This is a genomic window from Undibacterium sp. RTI2.2, from assembly GCF_035018705.1.
Classification (GTDB): Bacteria; Pseudomonadota; Gammaproteobacteria; order Burkholderiales; family Burkholderiaceae_D; genus Undibacterium.
Window position 1 is genome coordinate 22,411 of the sequence record NZ_JASJXN010000041.1, and the last position, 15,557, is coordinate 37,967.

Annotated in this window: 12 protein-coding genes; 8 read left to right on the forward strand and 4 right to left on the reverse strand. The window is 48.5% G+C overall.

Going from position 1 to position 15,557, the window contains the following annotated elements; translation table 11 throughout:
- Positions 1-24 precede the first annotated feature (24 nt).
- Entirely contained in the window at positions 25-450 is a 426-nt protein-coding gene (locus QN395_RS17670) for a MerR family transcriptional regulator (RefSeq protein WP_322117838.1), read from the reverse strand.
- Between the two features lie 94 nt (positions 451-544).
- Between QN395_RS17670 and QN395_RS17675 the strand changes: the two genes are divergently transcribed.
- The 3 genes from QN395_RS17675 to QN395_RS17685 all read left to right on the forward strand — a co-directional run bounded on the left by QN395_RS17675 (position 545) and on the right by QN395_RS17685 (position 5,749).
- On the forward strand, positions 545-3,199 hold the full coding sequence (locus tag QN395_RS17675; RefSeq protein ID WP_323492470.1) for a heavy metal translocating P-type ATPase: 2,655 nt from the start codon (positions 545-547) through the stop codon (positions 3,197-3,199).
- Positions 3,200-3,458: 259 nt separating this feature from the next.
- Complete coding sequence (locus tag QN395_RS17680) at positions 3,459-4,475, forward strand: metallophosphoesterase family protein (RefSeq protein WP_322117836.1); 1,017 nt, start codon at positions 3,459-3,461, stop codon at positions 4,473-4,475.
- A gap of 233 nt (positions 4,476-4,708) precedes the next feature.
- The gene (locus tag QN395_RS17685) at positions 4,709-5,749 is read left to right on the forward strand and encodes a GMP reductase (RefSeq protein ID WP_322117835.1); all 1,041 of its coding nucleotides are present in this window, start codon (positions 4,709-4,711) and stop codon (positions 5,747-5,749) included.
- Positions 5,750-6,121: 372 nt separating this feature from the next.
- Here QN395_RS17685 and tcdA read toward each other — a convergent pair whose 3' ends face one another.
- Positions 6,122-6,940 (reverse strand): tRNA cyclic N6-threonylcarbamoyladenosine(37) synthase TcdA, encoded by an 819-nt coding sequence (gene tcdA, locus QN395_RS17690; protein ID WP_322117834.1) that lies wholly within the window; start codon positions 6,938-6,940, stop codon positions 6,122-6,124.
- A gap of 154 nt (positions 6,941-7,094) precedes the next feature.
- On the opposite strand from tcdA, the gene pdxH reads away from it, so the two are divergent.
- Positions 7,095-7,730 (forward strand): pyridoxamine 5'-phosphate oxidase, encoded by a 636-nt coding sequence (pdxH, locus tag QN395_RS17695; RefSeq protein ID WP_322117833.1) that lies wholly within the window; start codon positions 7,095-7,097, stop codon positions 7,728-7,730.
- 35 nt (positions 7,731-7,765) lie between these two features.
- On the opposite strand, the gene msrA (QN395_RS17700) is transcribed toward pdxH, so the two are convergent.
- The gene (gene msrA / locus QN395_RS17700) at positions 7,766-8,296 is read right to left on the reverse strand and encodes a peptide-methionine (S)-S-oxide reductase MsrA (RefSeq protein WP_322117832.1); all 531 of its coding nucleotides are present in this window, start codon (positions 8,294-8,296) and stop codon (positions 7,766-7,768) included.
- A gap of 222 nt (positions 8,297-8,518) precedes the next feature.
- Here msrA (QN395_RS17700) and QN395_RS17705 point away from each other — a divergent pair, with 222 nt between their 5' ends.
- Positions 8,519-9,295 carry a helix-turn-helix transcriptional regulator gene (locus tag QN395_RS17705; RefSeq protein WP_323492471.1) on the forward strand — a complete coding sequence of 259 codons (777 nt, stop codon included), beginning with the start codon at positions 8,519-8,521 and terminating at the stop codon, positions 9,293-9,295.
- Between the two features lie 119 nt (positions 9,296-9,414).
- On the opposite strand, the gene msrA (QN395_RS17710) is transcribed toward QN395_RS17705, so the two are convergent.
- Entirely contained in the window at positions 9,415-9,963 is a 549-nt protein-coding gene (msrA, locus tag QN395_RS17710) for a peptide-methionine (S)-S-oxide reductase MsrA (protein ID WP_322117830.1), read from the reverse strand.
- Positions 9,964-10,438: 475 nt separating this feature from the next.
- Here msrA (QN395_RS17710) and QN395_RS17715 point away from each other — a divergent pair, with 475 nt between their 5' ends.
- The 3 genes from QN395_RS17715 to QN395_RS17725 are packed head-to-tail and all read left to right on the forward strand — an operon-like array spanning position 10,439 to position 15,515.
- Complete coding sequence (locus tag QN395_RS17715) at positions 10,439-11,902, forward strand: hypothetical protein (RefSeq protein WP_322117829.1); 1,464 nt, start codon at positions 10,439-10,441, stop codon at positions 11,900-11,902.
- Entirely contained in the window at positions 11,899-12,636 is a 738-nt protein-coding gene (locus tag QN395_RS17720) for a hypothetical protein (RefSeq protein WP_322117828.1), read from the forward strand. Before QN395_RS17715 ends, QN395_RS17720 begins: the two co-directional genes overlap by 4 nt.
- 5 nt (positions 12,637-12,641) lie before the next feature.
- Entirely contained in the window at positions 12,642-15,515 is a 2,874-nt protein-coding gene (locus tag QN395_RS17725) for an ATP-binding protein (protein ID WP_323492472.1), read from the forward strand.
- The last annotated feature ends 42 nt before the right edge of the window (positions 15,516-15,557 follow it).

A 15,557-nucleotide genomic window follows, 5' to 3' on the forward strand; every position in this document is an offset into this window, starting at 1 on the left:
GAGCAGAGCAAGTGGTATGGATTTCTAGCAGTGAGGTTTTGAGTGCGCTAGAGCATGAATAATCGGACAATTAGCGGCGTCTGCACTCGCCTCACATTGTTGAATTAAGCCCGACAGCATGTGTTCCATTTTTTGCAGATCCGCTAGTTTTGCACGTACTTGCAGTAATCTTTCATTCGCAACATCGCGTATCGCTACCCTGTCATCGCCGTCTTCTAGCAGCAATAAATGACTGATTTCATCCAGAGTAAAACCTAATTCCTGCGCCCGTTTAATAAAGCGGATGCGATCCACCAAGGCCACGGGATAGGCACGAAAACCGCCCGAACTATTGCTATGTGGGATAGGCAACAGTTGGCGACGTTGGTAATAGCGTATGGTCTCTACTCCCACTCCAGCGGCACGCGCCAAACGTCCTATGGTGCAAAAGCTAGCTGAAGTATGTTCCATAAAGTGCTTGACTACGTAGTTGGGTACGGCGTCTATGATAGATTGAAACAGACCAATTGAAATAGATACGTTGAAATAGCCTGGAGTAGTTGCGATGAATCAAACCTCACAAAAAACTGATGATCTGCAGGGCAAATCATGTTGCGGCGTAACAGAAACTACCGCGCAGCAAAAATCGACTCCTGTTGAGAGCAACGAAAAGAACTATATCGATCCGGTGTGCGGTATGCAAGTTCGCAAAAATCCAGAAAAAATGGCTCGATATCAAGGTATTGCCTACTATTTTTGTAGTCAATCTTGCATCAGTAAATTCAATGCCAATCCAGACGGATTTGTGAAAGCAAAAAAACTCATCGGAGGTAGCTTAAAATCGACGCAGACCGTTTCCACTGCAAATTCGGCTACCGCCTGCTGTGGCGGGAATTCTGATGAGTCGAGCACGAGTCAGAATTCAGTCACTCAACACACTGATCCCGTCTGCAAAATGAGTGTTAAGGAAGACAGTCAACATCATTATCGATATCAGGATCAAACATATTATTTCTGTTGCGCTGGCTGCCTGAACAAATTTAGCAAAGATCCACAAAAATATCTGACGCCAAAGACCGAGGATGCATCCAAAAAACCTGTAGCCAAAGATGCGATTTATACCTGTCCCATGCATTTAGAAATACAACAAGTCGGCCCAGGAACTTGTCCCAAATGCGGTATGGCGTTAGAGCCAATGGAAGCCAGCGCTGAGGAAGATACGACTGAGCTCGATGACATGACGCGCCGCTTCAAAATCAGTGTCGCACTCAGCATTCCCCTACTATTGCTCAGTATGGGCGACATGCTGCCTGCGCTGCAATTGCACGAGCGATTAGGAATGCGTTTATTTAGCTGGCTACAATTTGGACTGGCGACACCCGTCGTTCTATGGTCGGGAAAACCCTTTTTTGAACGAGCCGTTGCTTCTTTTAAATCCGGCCATCTGAACATGTTTAGTCTGATTGGTATAGGAACTGCCACCGCCTATTTATTTAGCGTCGTGGCTTTGCTATTGCCACAAATATTACCTGCGGCTTTTTTGATGGATGGCATGGCACCTTTATATTTTGAGGCTGCAGGAGTCATTATTACCTTGGTATTGTTGGGGCAGGTATTAGAACTACGCGCACGCTCACGCACCAATGCTGCCTTAAAGTCCTTATTGGCGCTGACACCCGCAACAGCCTTCCGGCTTGATGCAGAAAGCAAAGAAACTGAAATCAGCATCGATCAGGTTCAGTTAAAAGATCTATTACGGGTAAAGCCGGGCGCACACGTGCCGGTAGATGGTGTCGTCGTCGACGGTCGCTCAAATGTCGATGAATCGATGATTACTGGCGAACCGCTTCCGGTCACCAAACAAATCAATGATCACGTTAGCGCAGGTACGATTAATCAACAAGGTAGCTTCAGCATCCGTGTGGAGCGCATTGGACATGACACCTTACTTTCAAAAATTATCCAGCTGGTGAATGAAGCAGGACGATCGCGTGCGCCGATCCAGAGTCTGGCAGATAAAGTATCAGGCTGGTTTGTACCCGGCGTGATCGGGATTGCAGTCATCGCATTTATCGTATGGGCATGGCTTGGGCCTGCGCCAGCCATGGCAAATGCCTTAATGGCCGCAGTGTCGGTACTGATCGTCGCATGTCCCTGCGCTCTCGGCCTCGCAACCCCGATCTCGATCACGGTAGGGATTGGACGTGGCGCAACTGACGGCATTCTGATCAAAGACGCCCAAGCGCTTGAGCAAATGGAGAAAATCGATACCCTCGTCATTGATAAGACAGGGACGCTGACTGAAGGCAAGCCGACATTGCAACAAATTGTCGCCACCAATGGCGTGAAAGAGCAAAGTTTGATCGAGATCGCTTGCGCGATCGAGCAGCAAAGTGAGCATCCTCTGGCGCATGCCATTCTCAGCTACGCGAAACAGCATCAAGTAAAAGCAGCGACGATTAGTGAGTTTGCAGCCATCACAGGCAAAGGTGTCAGCGCACAATGGGAAGGAAAACGTGTTCTGTTCGGTAATCAGCAACTGATGCGAGATCACCAGATACAAACGCTAGAACTCGATAAGCGCATTGCGGAACTTCAAGGTCTGGGTCATACCGTGATGCTGCTGTCGCTAGATGATGTGCTAGCGGGCGCAATCAGTGTTGCAGACAGCATCAAATCAACGAGCTTGCAAGCAATTCAGCAGTTAAAAGAATCTGGACTTCGCATCATCGTTCTGAGCGGTGATAACGCGTTGACCGCCAAAGCAGTCGCATCGCAACTCGGCCTGGCCGAAGTCCATGCAGATGTCCTGCCAGAAGATAAGTTTCGATTCATCAAACAACTTCAAGGCGAAGGACGAATTGTTGCAATGGCGGGGGACGGCATTAACGATGCGCCAGCATTAGCGCAGGCCGATGTGGGCATTGCCATGGGTAACGGCACCGATATCGCGATGAATAGCGCAAAAGTAGTGCTAGTCAAAGGAGATTTAGTCGGCATTTTTAAAGCACGTAGCCTGAGTCAGCACACGATGAAAAATATCCGGCAAAACCTGTTCTTTGCATTTGCCTATAATTTTATCGGCGTACCCATCGCAGCAGGAGTGCTCTACCCCTGGTTTGGCATCTTGCTCAGTCCTATGATCGCCAGCGCGGCGATGAGCCTGAGCTCGGTTTCGGTGATTGGAAATGCATTACGCTTGCGGCACGCCAAACTCTGATTAATCGACCGGCTGATTTATTTAAATATCGCAACAACACTGCGGGACACAAAAACCAAGCGACGGTAAACGGGTAAAATGCTGCTCCGGACGAATAAGCCAAACCAACGACACGCTATAAAAATAGAACTTATACAAAATTGTCGCAGCAAGGCGCAGTCACTAAGGCCATACTTTTGGTACAACTAAAGCTGTAACGCAGCTGGCGCGGTTTTTGCTGACGTCATCAATGTCATCTCATTTATTCAGATTGATCTACATGTCACGATTTGTATTTTTCTCCACAGCGATTTTATTACTCACTTTTATCAGCGCTCCAACTTCAACAAATGCAGCTCGCTATACCGACGTTGTGCAAAAGGACGATGTTTCTAATGCTGAGAACCCACAACAACCAAAATCATTACCGTCCAAGAACAGGACTTCTAAAGCAAAAACGACAGCTCCAGCATCTGCTTTGACAGTCACCGTATTTGCGGCTGGCGACATCGCCGATTGCAGAAAAAAAGCAGCAGCTGACACCATGGCTGCCAAAACTGCAAACATCATCGAAGCGGGCTTAGCCGCGGACAGCAAAGCCATTGCAATTACGTTGGGTGACAATACTTATCCAGTCGGTAATCCGGAAGAATTTAATAAGTGCTACGAACCTACCTGGGGCAAATTTAAAGCACGCACCCTCCCCTCTCCCGGCAATCATGATTACGATATGCCAGCAGCGCAAGGCTATTACAATTATTTTGGTGAACTTGCCGGCCCTGAGAAGCGCGGCTATTACAGCACCAAAGTTGGTCAGTGGCAGATCATTTCGCTCAACAGCAATATTGAAGGCGTACAAATGCAAGTACAATTGCATTGGCTGAAAGATGAGCTCAGCAATAAACATCAAACTCATTGCACGCTAGCCTTTTGGCATCACCCTGCATTTAGCTCTGGTGGACATGGCAATAATGCAGTCATGCAGGCCGCATGGAAATTATTGGCAGAAGCAAAAGCAGATATCGTTCTGGCAGGCCACGACCATGACTACGAGCGCTTTGCACCGTTGAATGCAGATGGATTAATCGATCAAAAAAACGGCATACGTAGTTTTGTAGTCGGCACCGGCGGAGCAAAATTGACGCCGATGTTCTTCCCAAAAGTGATCACAGAAGTGCGTGACAATTCGACCGCAGGCGTACTCAAACTAACGCTCCACGACAAAAACTATGAGTGGGAATTTATCCCTGTAGATGGCAGCGGCTTTACCGACAAAGGTGTTGGAGTCTGTCACTAAATAGCTATTAATACACTCTTAAGACTTACGCAAAACTGACCTACATCGTGGATTAACGCATTTTCCCAATCCGGTTCTTGGTATATGTCATCGCTGATACCGCCTATATCGAAATTAAATCGGTAATCGGCCAAATACTTACTATACTCAAGCACGGCTCGAAACTTTCTACGGTCATTTTAATGTTGAAATGACTGTTTTCGTGCGCCTGCCAACCGGACACAGGAGTCGTAATGCATATTGAAGAAACCCTCAAGCTCGATTTTAAAGACGTATTGATCCGTCCTAAACGCTCTACCCTCACTTCCCGCTCGCAAGTTGAATTGCAACGCGAATTTATATTCCATCATTCCCGCAAAAAGTATCAGGGCATTCCTATCATTGCTGCCAATATGGATTCCACTGGCACCTTAGAAATGGCGACTGCACTAGGACAGCATCAGCTTTCTGTTGCCTTACATAAGCATTATGATGAAGACACTTTGGTGACCTATTTCACTGGTTTAGAAAAGAAATCGACTGCGTTTTATTCGATGGGGATCACGCAATCTGATTTCGAAAAATTCATAGCAGTCATGACGCGTGCAAAAAATGCAATTGAATACGTCTGCATCGACGTTGCCAATGGCTATACGGAAGGCTTTATCCACTTCGTCAAAAAAGTCCGGGATGCATATCCTCATATCACCATCATGGCGGGTAATGTCGTGACTGGCGACATCACCGAAGAATTGATACTTGCTGGCGCAGATATCGTCAAAGTGGGAATCGGTCCAGGCTCGGTTTGCACCACGCGTAAGATGACGGGCGTAGGTTACCCGCAACTGTCTGCTGTAATTGAATGCGCAGATGCAGCACATGGTTTGGGCGGACAAATTTGTGCTGACGGAGGTTGCGTTGTACCGGGCGATCTGGCGAAAGCATTTGGTGCCGGGGCAGATTTTATTATGCTGGGCGGCATGCTGGCAGGGCATGATGAATGCGCTGGCGATCTGGTGGAGCGCGATGGTCAGCAATACAAACGTTTCTACGGTATGAGCAGCAAAGCCGCGATGGACAAATATGCTGGCGGCGTTGCCAAATACCGCGCGTCGGAAGGTAAAGAAGTGCTGATCCCGTATCGTGGTCCGGTTGATGCCAGCTTGTTGGATATTCTTGGCGGTGTGCGTTCAGCCTGTACTTATGTCGGCGCGCATAAGCTTAAGGAGCTGACCAAACGCACGACCTTTATCCGTGTGACGCAGCAATTGAATGAGGTGTTTGGTAAGTCGTAATGCAATTTCTGCCTAATGGCAGATTGAGCAGATGGCGCAGACGGATAGTCGCTTTCGTTTGCAAAGGGCACAAACGCTGGTTTGTGCCTTCCGCCGATCTCAAATTTATGATCGAAATTCCTACATGGTCGAGCGACTAGCGGAAGAGATCAAGTGGAGAATTATGCAGGAAATTACGCAGAATTGGATGCCAGAAATCTCCTAACGCAGCGCGGGAAGAAATAAATACTCCCACCATGTATATTTCAAGCGTCCATATATTCCTTGGACAATTTGTCAATTTTCAATAAAAATAAGGGGAGTATATTAAATATACCTACAAAATTCACGCCGGAGAAATTCTAAAAACCCCATATCCAATGTGATAATTTCTTAACCTAATCCAGCCAATTTGCGCAGTACATGCGCCACTGCCATCAAACCAAACGACGCAGTCACGACGATAGAAGACCCAAAGCCAGCGCAGTTTAATCCAGTAACAGCAGCGACACTGTTCGTGCCCGGATTGCCAGCTAACGTATCCCCGACCTCGCACGCTTCTACCGTCTCGGGCATGCTCAATGCCTCCATCGAGAACACCGCATCAATCCCAAATTTACTTTTTGCTCCGCGTGGAAAACCGTGATTTTGGCGCAAGCGTTTGCGCACCAATGCCAGCAAAGGTTCTTGCTCGGTGCGGGATAAATCCCGTATTTCAATTTTGCCCGGATCAGTCTGCCCGCCCGCGGCGCCAATCGTGATCAGCGGTACAGCATGCTCGCGGCAATAAGCGATCAGCGCAGTTTTTGCTTTGACGTTATCAATCGCATCGATCACATAGTCAAACTGATGAGCGCCTATCATCTGCGTCAAATTATCAGGCGCGATGAAATCTTCGATTTCATGGACAGTACAAAATGGATTGATTTGTGCAATCCGCTCCGCCAGCGCGGTGACTTTGGCTTTACCAATGGTCTCGCTGGTTGCTTGTATTTGCCGATTGATATTGGACTCGGCCACATTGTCCAGATCGATCATCGTGATCTGGCCGATCGCACTACGCGCTAGCGCCTCCACCACCCAGGAACCCACACCACCGACACCAATCACACAAATATGCGCTTGTTTAAAGCGCTCTAGTCCCGCGCTGCCATATAGGCGGGCGATACCGCCAAAACGACGTTCAAAATCAACTTCTAACTGTTCTTGCATGGGGATTTACTCAAAATAGATATCTCGCCATTTTACAAGATGCTTTAGAACAATCCGGTTTGTTTGATACAGCGCAAGCGACTTGGCGCTAAATAGAGGATAATTTTTTACCGATGATGTTCTGCTTAGCATCCATATTATTCAAGGAATCAACATGTCTATCGCTCATTTACGTAAAGATTATCAGCATGCCAGTTTGTCCAAATCAGAAGTCGCCAGCGACCCGATACAGCAATTTTCGGTCTGGTTTGAGCAGGCATTAAACGCCGATGTGGCAGAACCGAACGCGATGAGTCTGGCAACCGTCAATGCCCAGGGTCGTCCTTCCTCCCGTATCGTTTTAGTTAAAGAATTTGATCAACGTGGCTTTTGCTGGTTTACCAATTATGCGAGCAAGAAAGGACATGATCTGGATGTCAATCCTTATGCCGCCTTACTCTTCCATTGGGTCGTCTTGGAGAGACAGGTCAGAATCGAAGGCAGAGTAGAAAAGATGTCAGCAGAAGAAAGTGATCGCTATTTTCATAGCCGCCCTTTGGGAAGTCGCCACGGCGCGATTGCGTCACAACAAAGTGCAGAAGTAGATAGCCGGAAGTTGCTGGAAACCCGCATGGCAGAAGTCGTGGAACAAGCTGGTGAACAACCGCCGCGCCCCGAGCATTGGGGTGGTTATCGCTTGCAGCCGGAGCGACTAGAGTTCTGGCAAGGTCGCAGCTCGCGTCTGCATGATCGGATTGTTTATACCAAACATGCAGATGGGACATGGGCGATTAGCCGCTTGCAGCCCTGACATTGATTAGAGTAAAGCAACTCATTCAAGCTCAATCAAGCAACCAGTTTGCCTGAGAAAAATTTGCGTGCTTTATCTACTTTTGGCGCTACCACTATCGTGCAATAGCGCTGGTGTTTGTTCATCTTAAAATAATTATGATGATAGTCTTCTGCCGGATAAAACACAGGTGCCATCGCTACTTCAGTGACGATGGGCGCATTCCAGTTAGGTGCAACATCAATCACAGCTTGTGCCGCCAGTTTCATTTGATGTTCAGATTCACAATAAATTACTGAACGGTATTGACTACCCACATCGCTGCCCTGGCGGTTGATGCTGGTAGGGTCATGGATAGTGAAAAAAATCTCTAGCAGAGCATGCAAGCTCACTACATCAGTATCAAACGTCAGACGCACTACTTCGGCATGCCCCGTATCGCCTTCGCAAATATCTTCATATGTAGGAAAATCGACGTGTCCGCCGGCATAACCAGGCTCAACATTCTTAATCCCGCGAATTTGCTGAAATACGGCCTCAGTACACCAAAAGCAGCCGCCGCCAAAAATGATCGTTTCTAATCCCATGTTGTTTCCCCCTTGAATTCTCTATAATCGCTACAGATACTGACTGACTCTGTTTCTTACGAAATGATCGCCATAAACAGTATCTAAATACATAGCTCTATTTAAGCGACGGAGTGGATTATCAAGTCAACAAAGAAAGTGATCAATACATAAACAAAGAGTTGCGGCTGGGGTCGCTTGGTGTATCATTTTTTAATACTCTTTTACATTGTTGAGAATTTTATGCTCAAAGCCAGCCTGTTAATTGATGCCTTAAAACGCGAACTGAAGGCCAGAAGTATCACTTACGCCGATCTGGCAGCCCGGATTGACATATCAGAGGCCAGCGTCAAGCGGATGTTTGCCCAAAAGAACTTTACGCTGCAACGGTTGGATGAAATCCTGCAAGCGACCGAGATCAGCCTGCGCGATCTGGCGCTGGCATCGAATGAAGAACCCTTAATCTCAGAACTGACCTTCGATCAGGAAAAAGAAATCATCAGCGATCCAAAAAAATTTATCGTCGCGGTATCGGCGCTGAATTTGCTGACGGTAGAGCAAATGACACGCATTTATGACATTTCAGAAATTGAAGTGGTCAAACATTTGTTGCGTCTGGATAAAATTGGGTTTTTAGAATTGCTACCAAATAACCGGGTAAAGTTACTGGTTGCACGTACTTTCCGCTGGATACCGAATGGCCCTATCCAAAGTAATTTCCGCGATCAAGCTTATGCGGAATATCTGGAATCCAATTTTGATGGCGAGCATGAAATCATGCGCCTGGTGAACGTGATGCTCTCCAAGCAATCAGTCGCTGCGCTGCTCAATCGCTTGAAACAAGTCGCCCGTGAATTCTCAGAGCAGCATCAGGAAGATGCCAAGCTGCCGTTTGAAGAAAAACACCGCATCAGTTTTATGCTGGCTGCACGGCCGTGGCTGCCAAAACAATTTAAGTCTCTGGTCAGAAAAGACTATATCGAGCAGCATGAGCAAAAGAAAAATAAAAAATCCCGCTAGCATCCGAAAGCACACTGACTCAGCGGCGAAAAAAAACCTCATGCAGAACATGAGGCTAAGGACACTACCGGTAATAGTGAAGTGTGAATACTAGGGTTTGTCGAGCTTATTCAATAAACTTAACCTATAAGCTTGCTAGAAAAAAGCTTGCGCGCCTTCGCCACTTTAGGCGCTACCACAAACGAGCAATAGCCTTGCTCGGGGTGCTGCTTAAAGTAATTCTGGTGATAAGCCTCCGCCAGATAAAACGTCGGCGCGGCAGTCAACTCAGTGACGATAGGATCGTCCCAAACGGCTTTCATCCCTTTAATAACGTCCTGTGCAATGACTTTTTGCTCATCGTCATGGAAGTAAATCACTGAGCGATATTGGGTACCTGCATCATTACCCTGACGGTTTAATGTCGTCGGATCATGAATCGTGAAAAAAATCTCCAGCAACTCACGATAACTGATGACCGCAGGATCAAAACTCAACCTGACAACTTCTGCATGACCGGTGCGTCCGGTACAAATTTGCTCATAAGTCGGATTGGGGTTGGCGCCGCCGCTATAGCCAGATTCCACCTTTAACACGCCGCGGATTTGCTGGAATACGGCCTCTGTACACCAAAAACAGCCGCCACCCAAAGTAGCGACGCTGGTTGCAGGCGATGAATATAAAGTCATGATTTTTCCTTTTTGAGGTCGAATTTGCAGTCGGTTTGCGATGAATTTGCAATGAGCTTGCGATATTGATGATTGGTCGGACGACGGGCTATTTTCTTACATTTCATTGCAAGCCGCATTCAAGCCGGATTTTCCGGTGGAACAATGCGTTTTTTACGGCACTAAGCTGCAATCTATATTGCCCGATTGGGCTGATAAGCAAGTGGCTGATGGTGAGAAAATTTGATCTGCGATGATTAAGAGGTTTTTTAAAATTCAAGTAAAACTACTTTTTTTGGGAGTATGTAGTCAAATACCACTTAATCCCCAATTAATACATGGACAATAAAATATACTACTAACCAGTATATATCCATGATATTTCCATAAAATTCTCGAATCCCGGCAAAGAGCCAGGCTCTTTCGGATAACGATACTATTCAATACATAACTTCTTAACAATACTAAATTGTCACGCGAGAAGGTAAAATGCGGCATGCAAAATTTTACCCACGATACACATAAAGCAACTGAACAGATTAGCGAAGATGACGACGCGCTTCAGTCGTTTTTTCGGCCGGGCATCAGCCCCGATGACGTATCTCCTATTTTCCCTTTGCGACGTGCGCAGCCGCTGCTACAGGCTTTTACTGCCTTATTCCATGGCGGCTTTAACAATGTCATGTTGCGTTTGCTGGTGTTGCGCGAACTCGCTGCCGATGTCGACACGCCGTCGCTGTCGCGTGCCGATATCAATGCCAAGCTGGGCTATATTGACCCTGACCGCTTAGAAACCATCCTCACGCGTTTGCGCTCTCATGGACTGTTGGCCTGGGATGCAGCTCAGTCGGTGTATAGAATCACACCAACCGCTCGTAATGTACTGGCGGCCTTGTCGTCCTTATTACAAGCTGAGAATCAGGCTGAGCAACAAGGTGACGAAGCCGAGATGAGCTACATGCTGACCCAAGTTGCAGGCGCACAAGCGGTCGGTGGCGTGTCGGTTGAGCAGTTGCATCATCTGCTGGGTCGCCTGATCGAACTGACGGAAGAATTTTCTGATGCGATTGCATCAGGCTCAGAATTCCAGCTCCGTACCGCGCAACAGAAATGGCATACCGCATGCGATTGGGTAGAAAAGGGCTCGCAGATCATTCATGCGATCACCAACGACAGCCGGGCCGACTCGGCAACGCACAGAGCGGCGCAAGCGATCGGGCGTGCCCAGAGCGCGCTGCTAAATATGCAAGGTATGTTTTCACGTGCGCTCAACCAGATCGAACGTCAGCGCGTGCACCTCGGACAATCTGGTCTGTCCACTACCGATATTAAAACCTGGTTGTTGCAATACCCTGATCTGGCCTCGCTGGCGGATGATGCCTTGGCATACCCGATGACGCCGCTGTTTATTACGCCATCAGAAATCATAGACGTAGCAGAGAGCGAATTACTGACCAATCGCCTGTCCGCGGTTGCTAACATTTTGCCCACTGGCGAGAATGCGCCAGAGATCGCCAATGAAGCCAGCGATGCGCTGCTGGAACTTGATCATTGGCTGGATCGCTTAGACCGCCTAAGTCAAATAAGCCAACTTAGCCAACTAAGCAACACCGAACACCAGCAAGCTACTAAACCGGTGCCGCTACAGGATTTATTACTGCCGTCGAGTTTTGCCATCGCCTCGTATCGTGCATCGCTATTACCGCTGCTGGGTGATGTGAACGAATCTGCATTGCAAGGCGCAACCGCAGCCCTGGCGCGACTACCACTGGAATTTAATTCCAAAGACAAAATGCAGCGGGTATCTGATCCGTCTATTTCTGCAATGTCAGTCGCCAGCCTGACGGTATTAAGTCCGGTAAATCAATCCGCTAAAGTAGTCGTGTCGACTCCAGCATCGGCTCCAGCATCGACTCCAGTTTCAATCCCAGTTCCAACCCAATCGAGTACGCAAGAATGACAGAAGATGCACAATTCCTGATCGCCCGCCTGCTCGCGCATCAAACCCTGCGCCGTGAAGACAAGCTCGTCAAGCGCGCCCTCTCGGACGAATTATTTCGCGCCGATGTGGATGCCCGGTTAAAAGCCTGCGGTATGAAGTTTATCGACAACGTCTACGCCGATCACGTCACGCTGGCACTCACCCGTGATAGCGAATCCAAAGTATTCGGCACCAGAGAAACCTGGCAGAACAATAATTTTAGCCTGGCACGTGATGGTGTTGCGCTGCTAGTTGTCTTATGGTCGCTGATTATTTTGCCTAAGCGTGAACGGCAAGAAGCACACCAACTCGCCGAAGAAAATCAAAACGATATGTTCGGCAAAGATAAGCCTATGCCACGCGCAGAAGATACCTCCATCGGTATTTCTTACCGTGCACTATTAGCTGACTTTGGCGAGAAGCTCGGTAAAAAAACCCGTATGGATATGAATCTCGGCCAGCTTGTACGTTATGGTTTTGTGGAGCGTAAAGCCGATCTGATCGTCGAAGGTCCGTTGCTCGATCTGATGATGGATACCGACACGTTAAAAGACCGCATCATCAATGGTGCGCTGTCGGACATCTTCAAAATTCCAGTACGCACACCTGCGCTGATTGAACCCATGGCGCCAATCAGTGCAGCTAACGATGCAGCCACCAGCGCAGACCCTGACGAGCCAGTCATCGATAACAATACCTCCGTAGAAGAATAAGCCACATGTTCCATATCAAATCACTAGAACTGGTCCATTGGGACTACTGGCAACGTATCAAGAATATCCCGCTCGACGCCAAAATCATCACGATTGCCGGACAAAACGGCTCGGGCAAAACCACACTGCTGGATGCATTGCGCACCCTGTTCGGGCTCGAATGTTCAATGGGGCGCTCGTACAAACATTACGCCCGTCACTCTGGCCAGCAAACTGCCTGGATACGCGCGGTAGTGGATAACAGCGCGGTGGGGCCGCAGATTTCTAATCGTCCTTTCCGCATGTCCGGCCTGTACGAGGATGAGGTCACGCTGTTTTGCCAGATCCAAAAAAATGGCGGCGACTGGAAGCGTCAATACCTGATGCGCAGCGGCAAAGTCGAGATCGAAGATATTCAGGAAGCCAATGATTGGCTGGGCGTAGAAAGCTACAGGAAACGCCTGTCCCATGCGGGCTTATCGACCGCCATGGGCAAAGTTCTCGCGCTGGAACAAGGCGAGACAGACAAACTCTGTGAGTACGCACCACGTCAATTGCTGGATTTGGTTTTTCAGGTATTTGGTGACAAAGAAGTACTGGACGCCTACGACGATGCCAAGCGCCACCAGCGAGATACAGAAACAGAATTACAGCGCTTTGAGACCGAACTCGAAGGCGCAAAAACCAATCTGGAAGGTCTGCGTCTGCGCGTAGCCAATTATCACCAGTGGGAGAGTCTGAATAAAGAAAAGCGTGATTTGCAGGAAGAGATTTTGCCAACGCTGCAATATCACGAGGCCTTGCAACAGGCGTCTGCTACCAGTCAAAGTCTGCGCAATGGAAAACGTCTATTAAAAACGCAAGAAGACGGTTTGTCAGAGCGCCGTGGCAACCTGGCAATGCAAGCACAAAGTCGCTCCGAAGCGCAGCAACACGAGGCAGCATTAGAAGCAGAAGAATCACAGCTACGCGAAAAACTACAACACATCAACGCTAAGCTGAAGCCGCAAGAAAGTCTGCTTGAGCAAAAAGCGCGCTTGCAAAAACTTGCGGCAGAGGCAGATGCCGACGTCGCTAACGTTGCGGACGATTTAGAGAAAAAAGAAGCCGAACTATCACGCAATAAACAAGAGCGCGACACGCTGTCTAACCGCATCGCAGCCGAGCTGGAAACCATCGCCGCCTTGCAAGGCAAAGCTACCTTGCCCGATCCTGAGAACGTACGCAATATGCGCCGTGCTTTGAACGATGCAGGCATTTCACACAGTATGCTGCCGGAGATCGTCGAAGTGACTGATCCCAAATGGCAAGGCGCGGTCGAAGGTGTCTTGCGCGGTTACACCTCGGTCATTTTGCTGGATAAAGCCAGTGATGCCAGCGCAGCCTATCGCGTCGGTGAGAAGCAACGCTATGGTCACTTCATCGTGCCAGAACGTATCCACGCACCGGTGGTCAAAGATAAAAGTCTGCTATCGGTAGTCAACTTCACCGCCGCTGCCCCTGCCTGGTTGATCGAGCAATTGCAACGTATTGAAATGGTCGACTCTGTTGAGGTCGGCCTTAGTTTTAATAAATCACAGTCCGACTCAAAATCCAAGTCACAAGAATGGATCACACCCGACGCCTATCACGGCGAACGTCGTGGTGGTCGGTCGCTGTTTGTCGAGGCTTCACGCTATCGTTTTGGCAGTGCAGGTCGTACACAAAGGCTGGAGGCATTGCAACGCTCTTTACCACGATTACAATCGCAAGAGGACCAGCTCACGATTACCATCAGCAAACTTGCTGGCGAAATCAGTGCCTTTAAAGCGCGCCTGGCCGGTGTCGATGCGGCAAAAGAACTCAGCGCCCGTCACGCTGAATTTGAAGAGGCTAGCCATCACATACAACCTCTCAGACAGCAAAGGATCGTCGTCGGTAGCCGCCTTGGTGAGATTTCGCCTTTGCTTAAATCAGCGACCGAACAACGTACCGTCGCCCATCTGAAATGGGAACAAGCTAAAGCCGCGATTGCCGACGCAGAATCCCAATTACGTAGTGCAGAAAAACGCTTGGCAGATGAACGTAAAGGACATTTTGAAACGCTAACCAGCATGCGCCAGACCTGGCATCAATTACCCCTCAACTGGAAGCGCGCCAAGCACAGACAACAGCTAGTCGCAGAACATGAAAACGTCCACCAGATAGAATTACGCTTGCGTAGTCTGGGCAATAATCTGGCGCGTGTAGACTGGGAGATTGACTCCACAGTAGTGGATCAGTTTGTCCGGCTCAACGCATTGCTGCAAGGTCGACAGGCAGAAACTGACGAACGTCGCTACCAGAATAACCGCGCCTCAGAAGCCACCGTTAATGCCCGTGCTGCCTACATGGACCGGTTGCGGTTTACGATTAAGACTTACAGCAAAAACATCAAACAGTTGGGCGAACTCGCAGGGATCGAAGTCCATACCGATCCGGTCAAATTGGAGAATGACGACATCCAGTTATCTCAAGCTGGCCTGCATGTGCGATTTAAGTTCGACGGCAAAGGCCCGATCGGTATGAATGACGGCGAAGCGTCTGGTGGTCAGCAAGTGATGAAATCGCTGATCCTGCTAATCGGTTTGCTGAAATCCGAAGATGGTTCCGGCGGCTTTGTCTTCATTGACGAACCATTTGCTCATCTGGACATCCGCAATATTCAGCTAGTCGGTGAATTCCTGAAAAACACCGATGCACAGTATCTAATGACCACCCCGCTGACACACAACACCGACGTCTACGATCCATCAGAATTGACGCTGATCACCAGCAAAAAGAAAAAAGACACCGAGTGGGCGCAACCGATTTTTGTATTACAACGCCGGATAGAAAAATTGAAGGATGAGGTTCTTGCAAAACGAAACACCGGAGAGTAATTTTATTGCGAGAAGCGCAAAATAGATGAGAAAGGAGCGGCC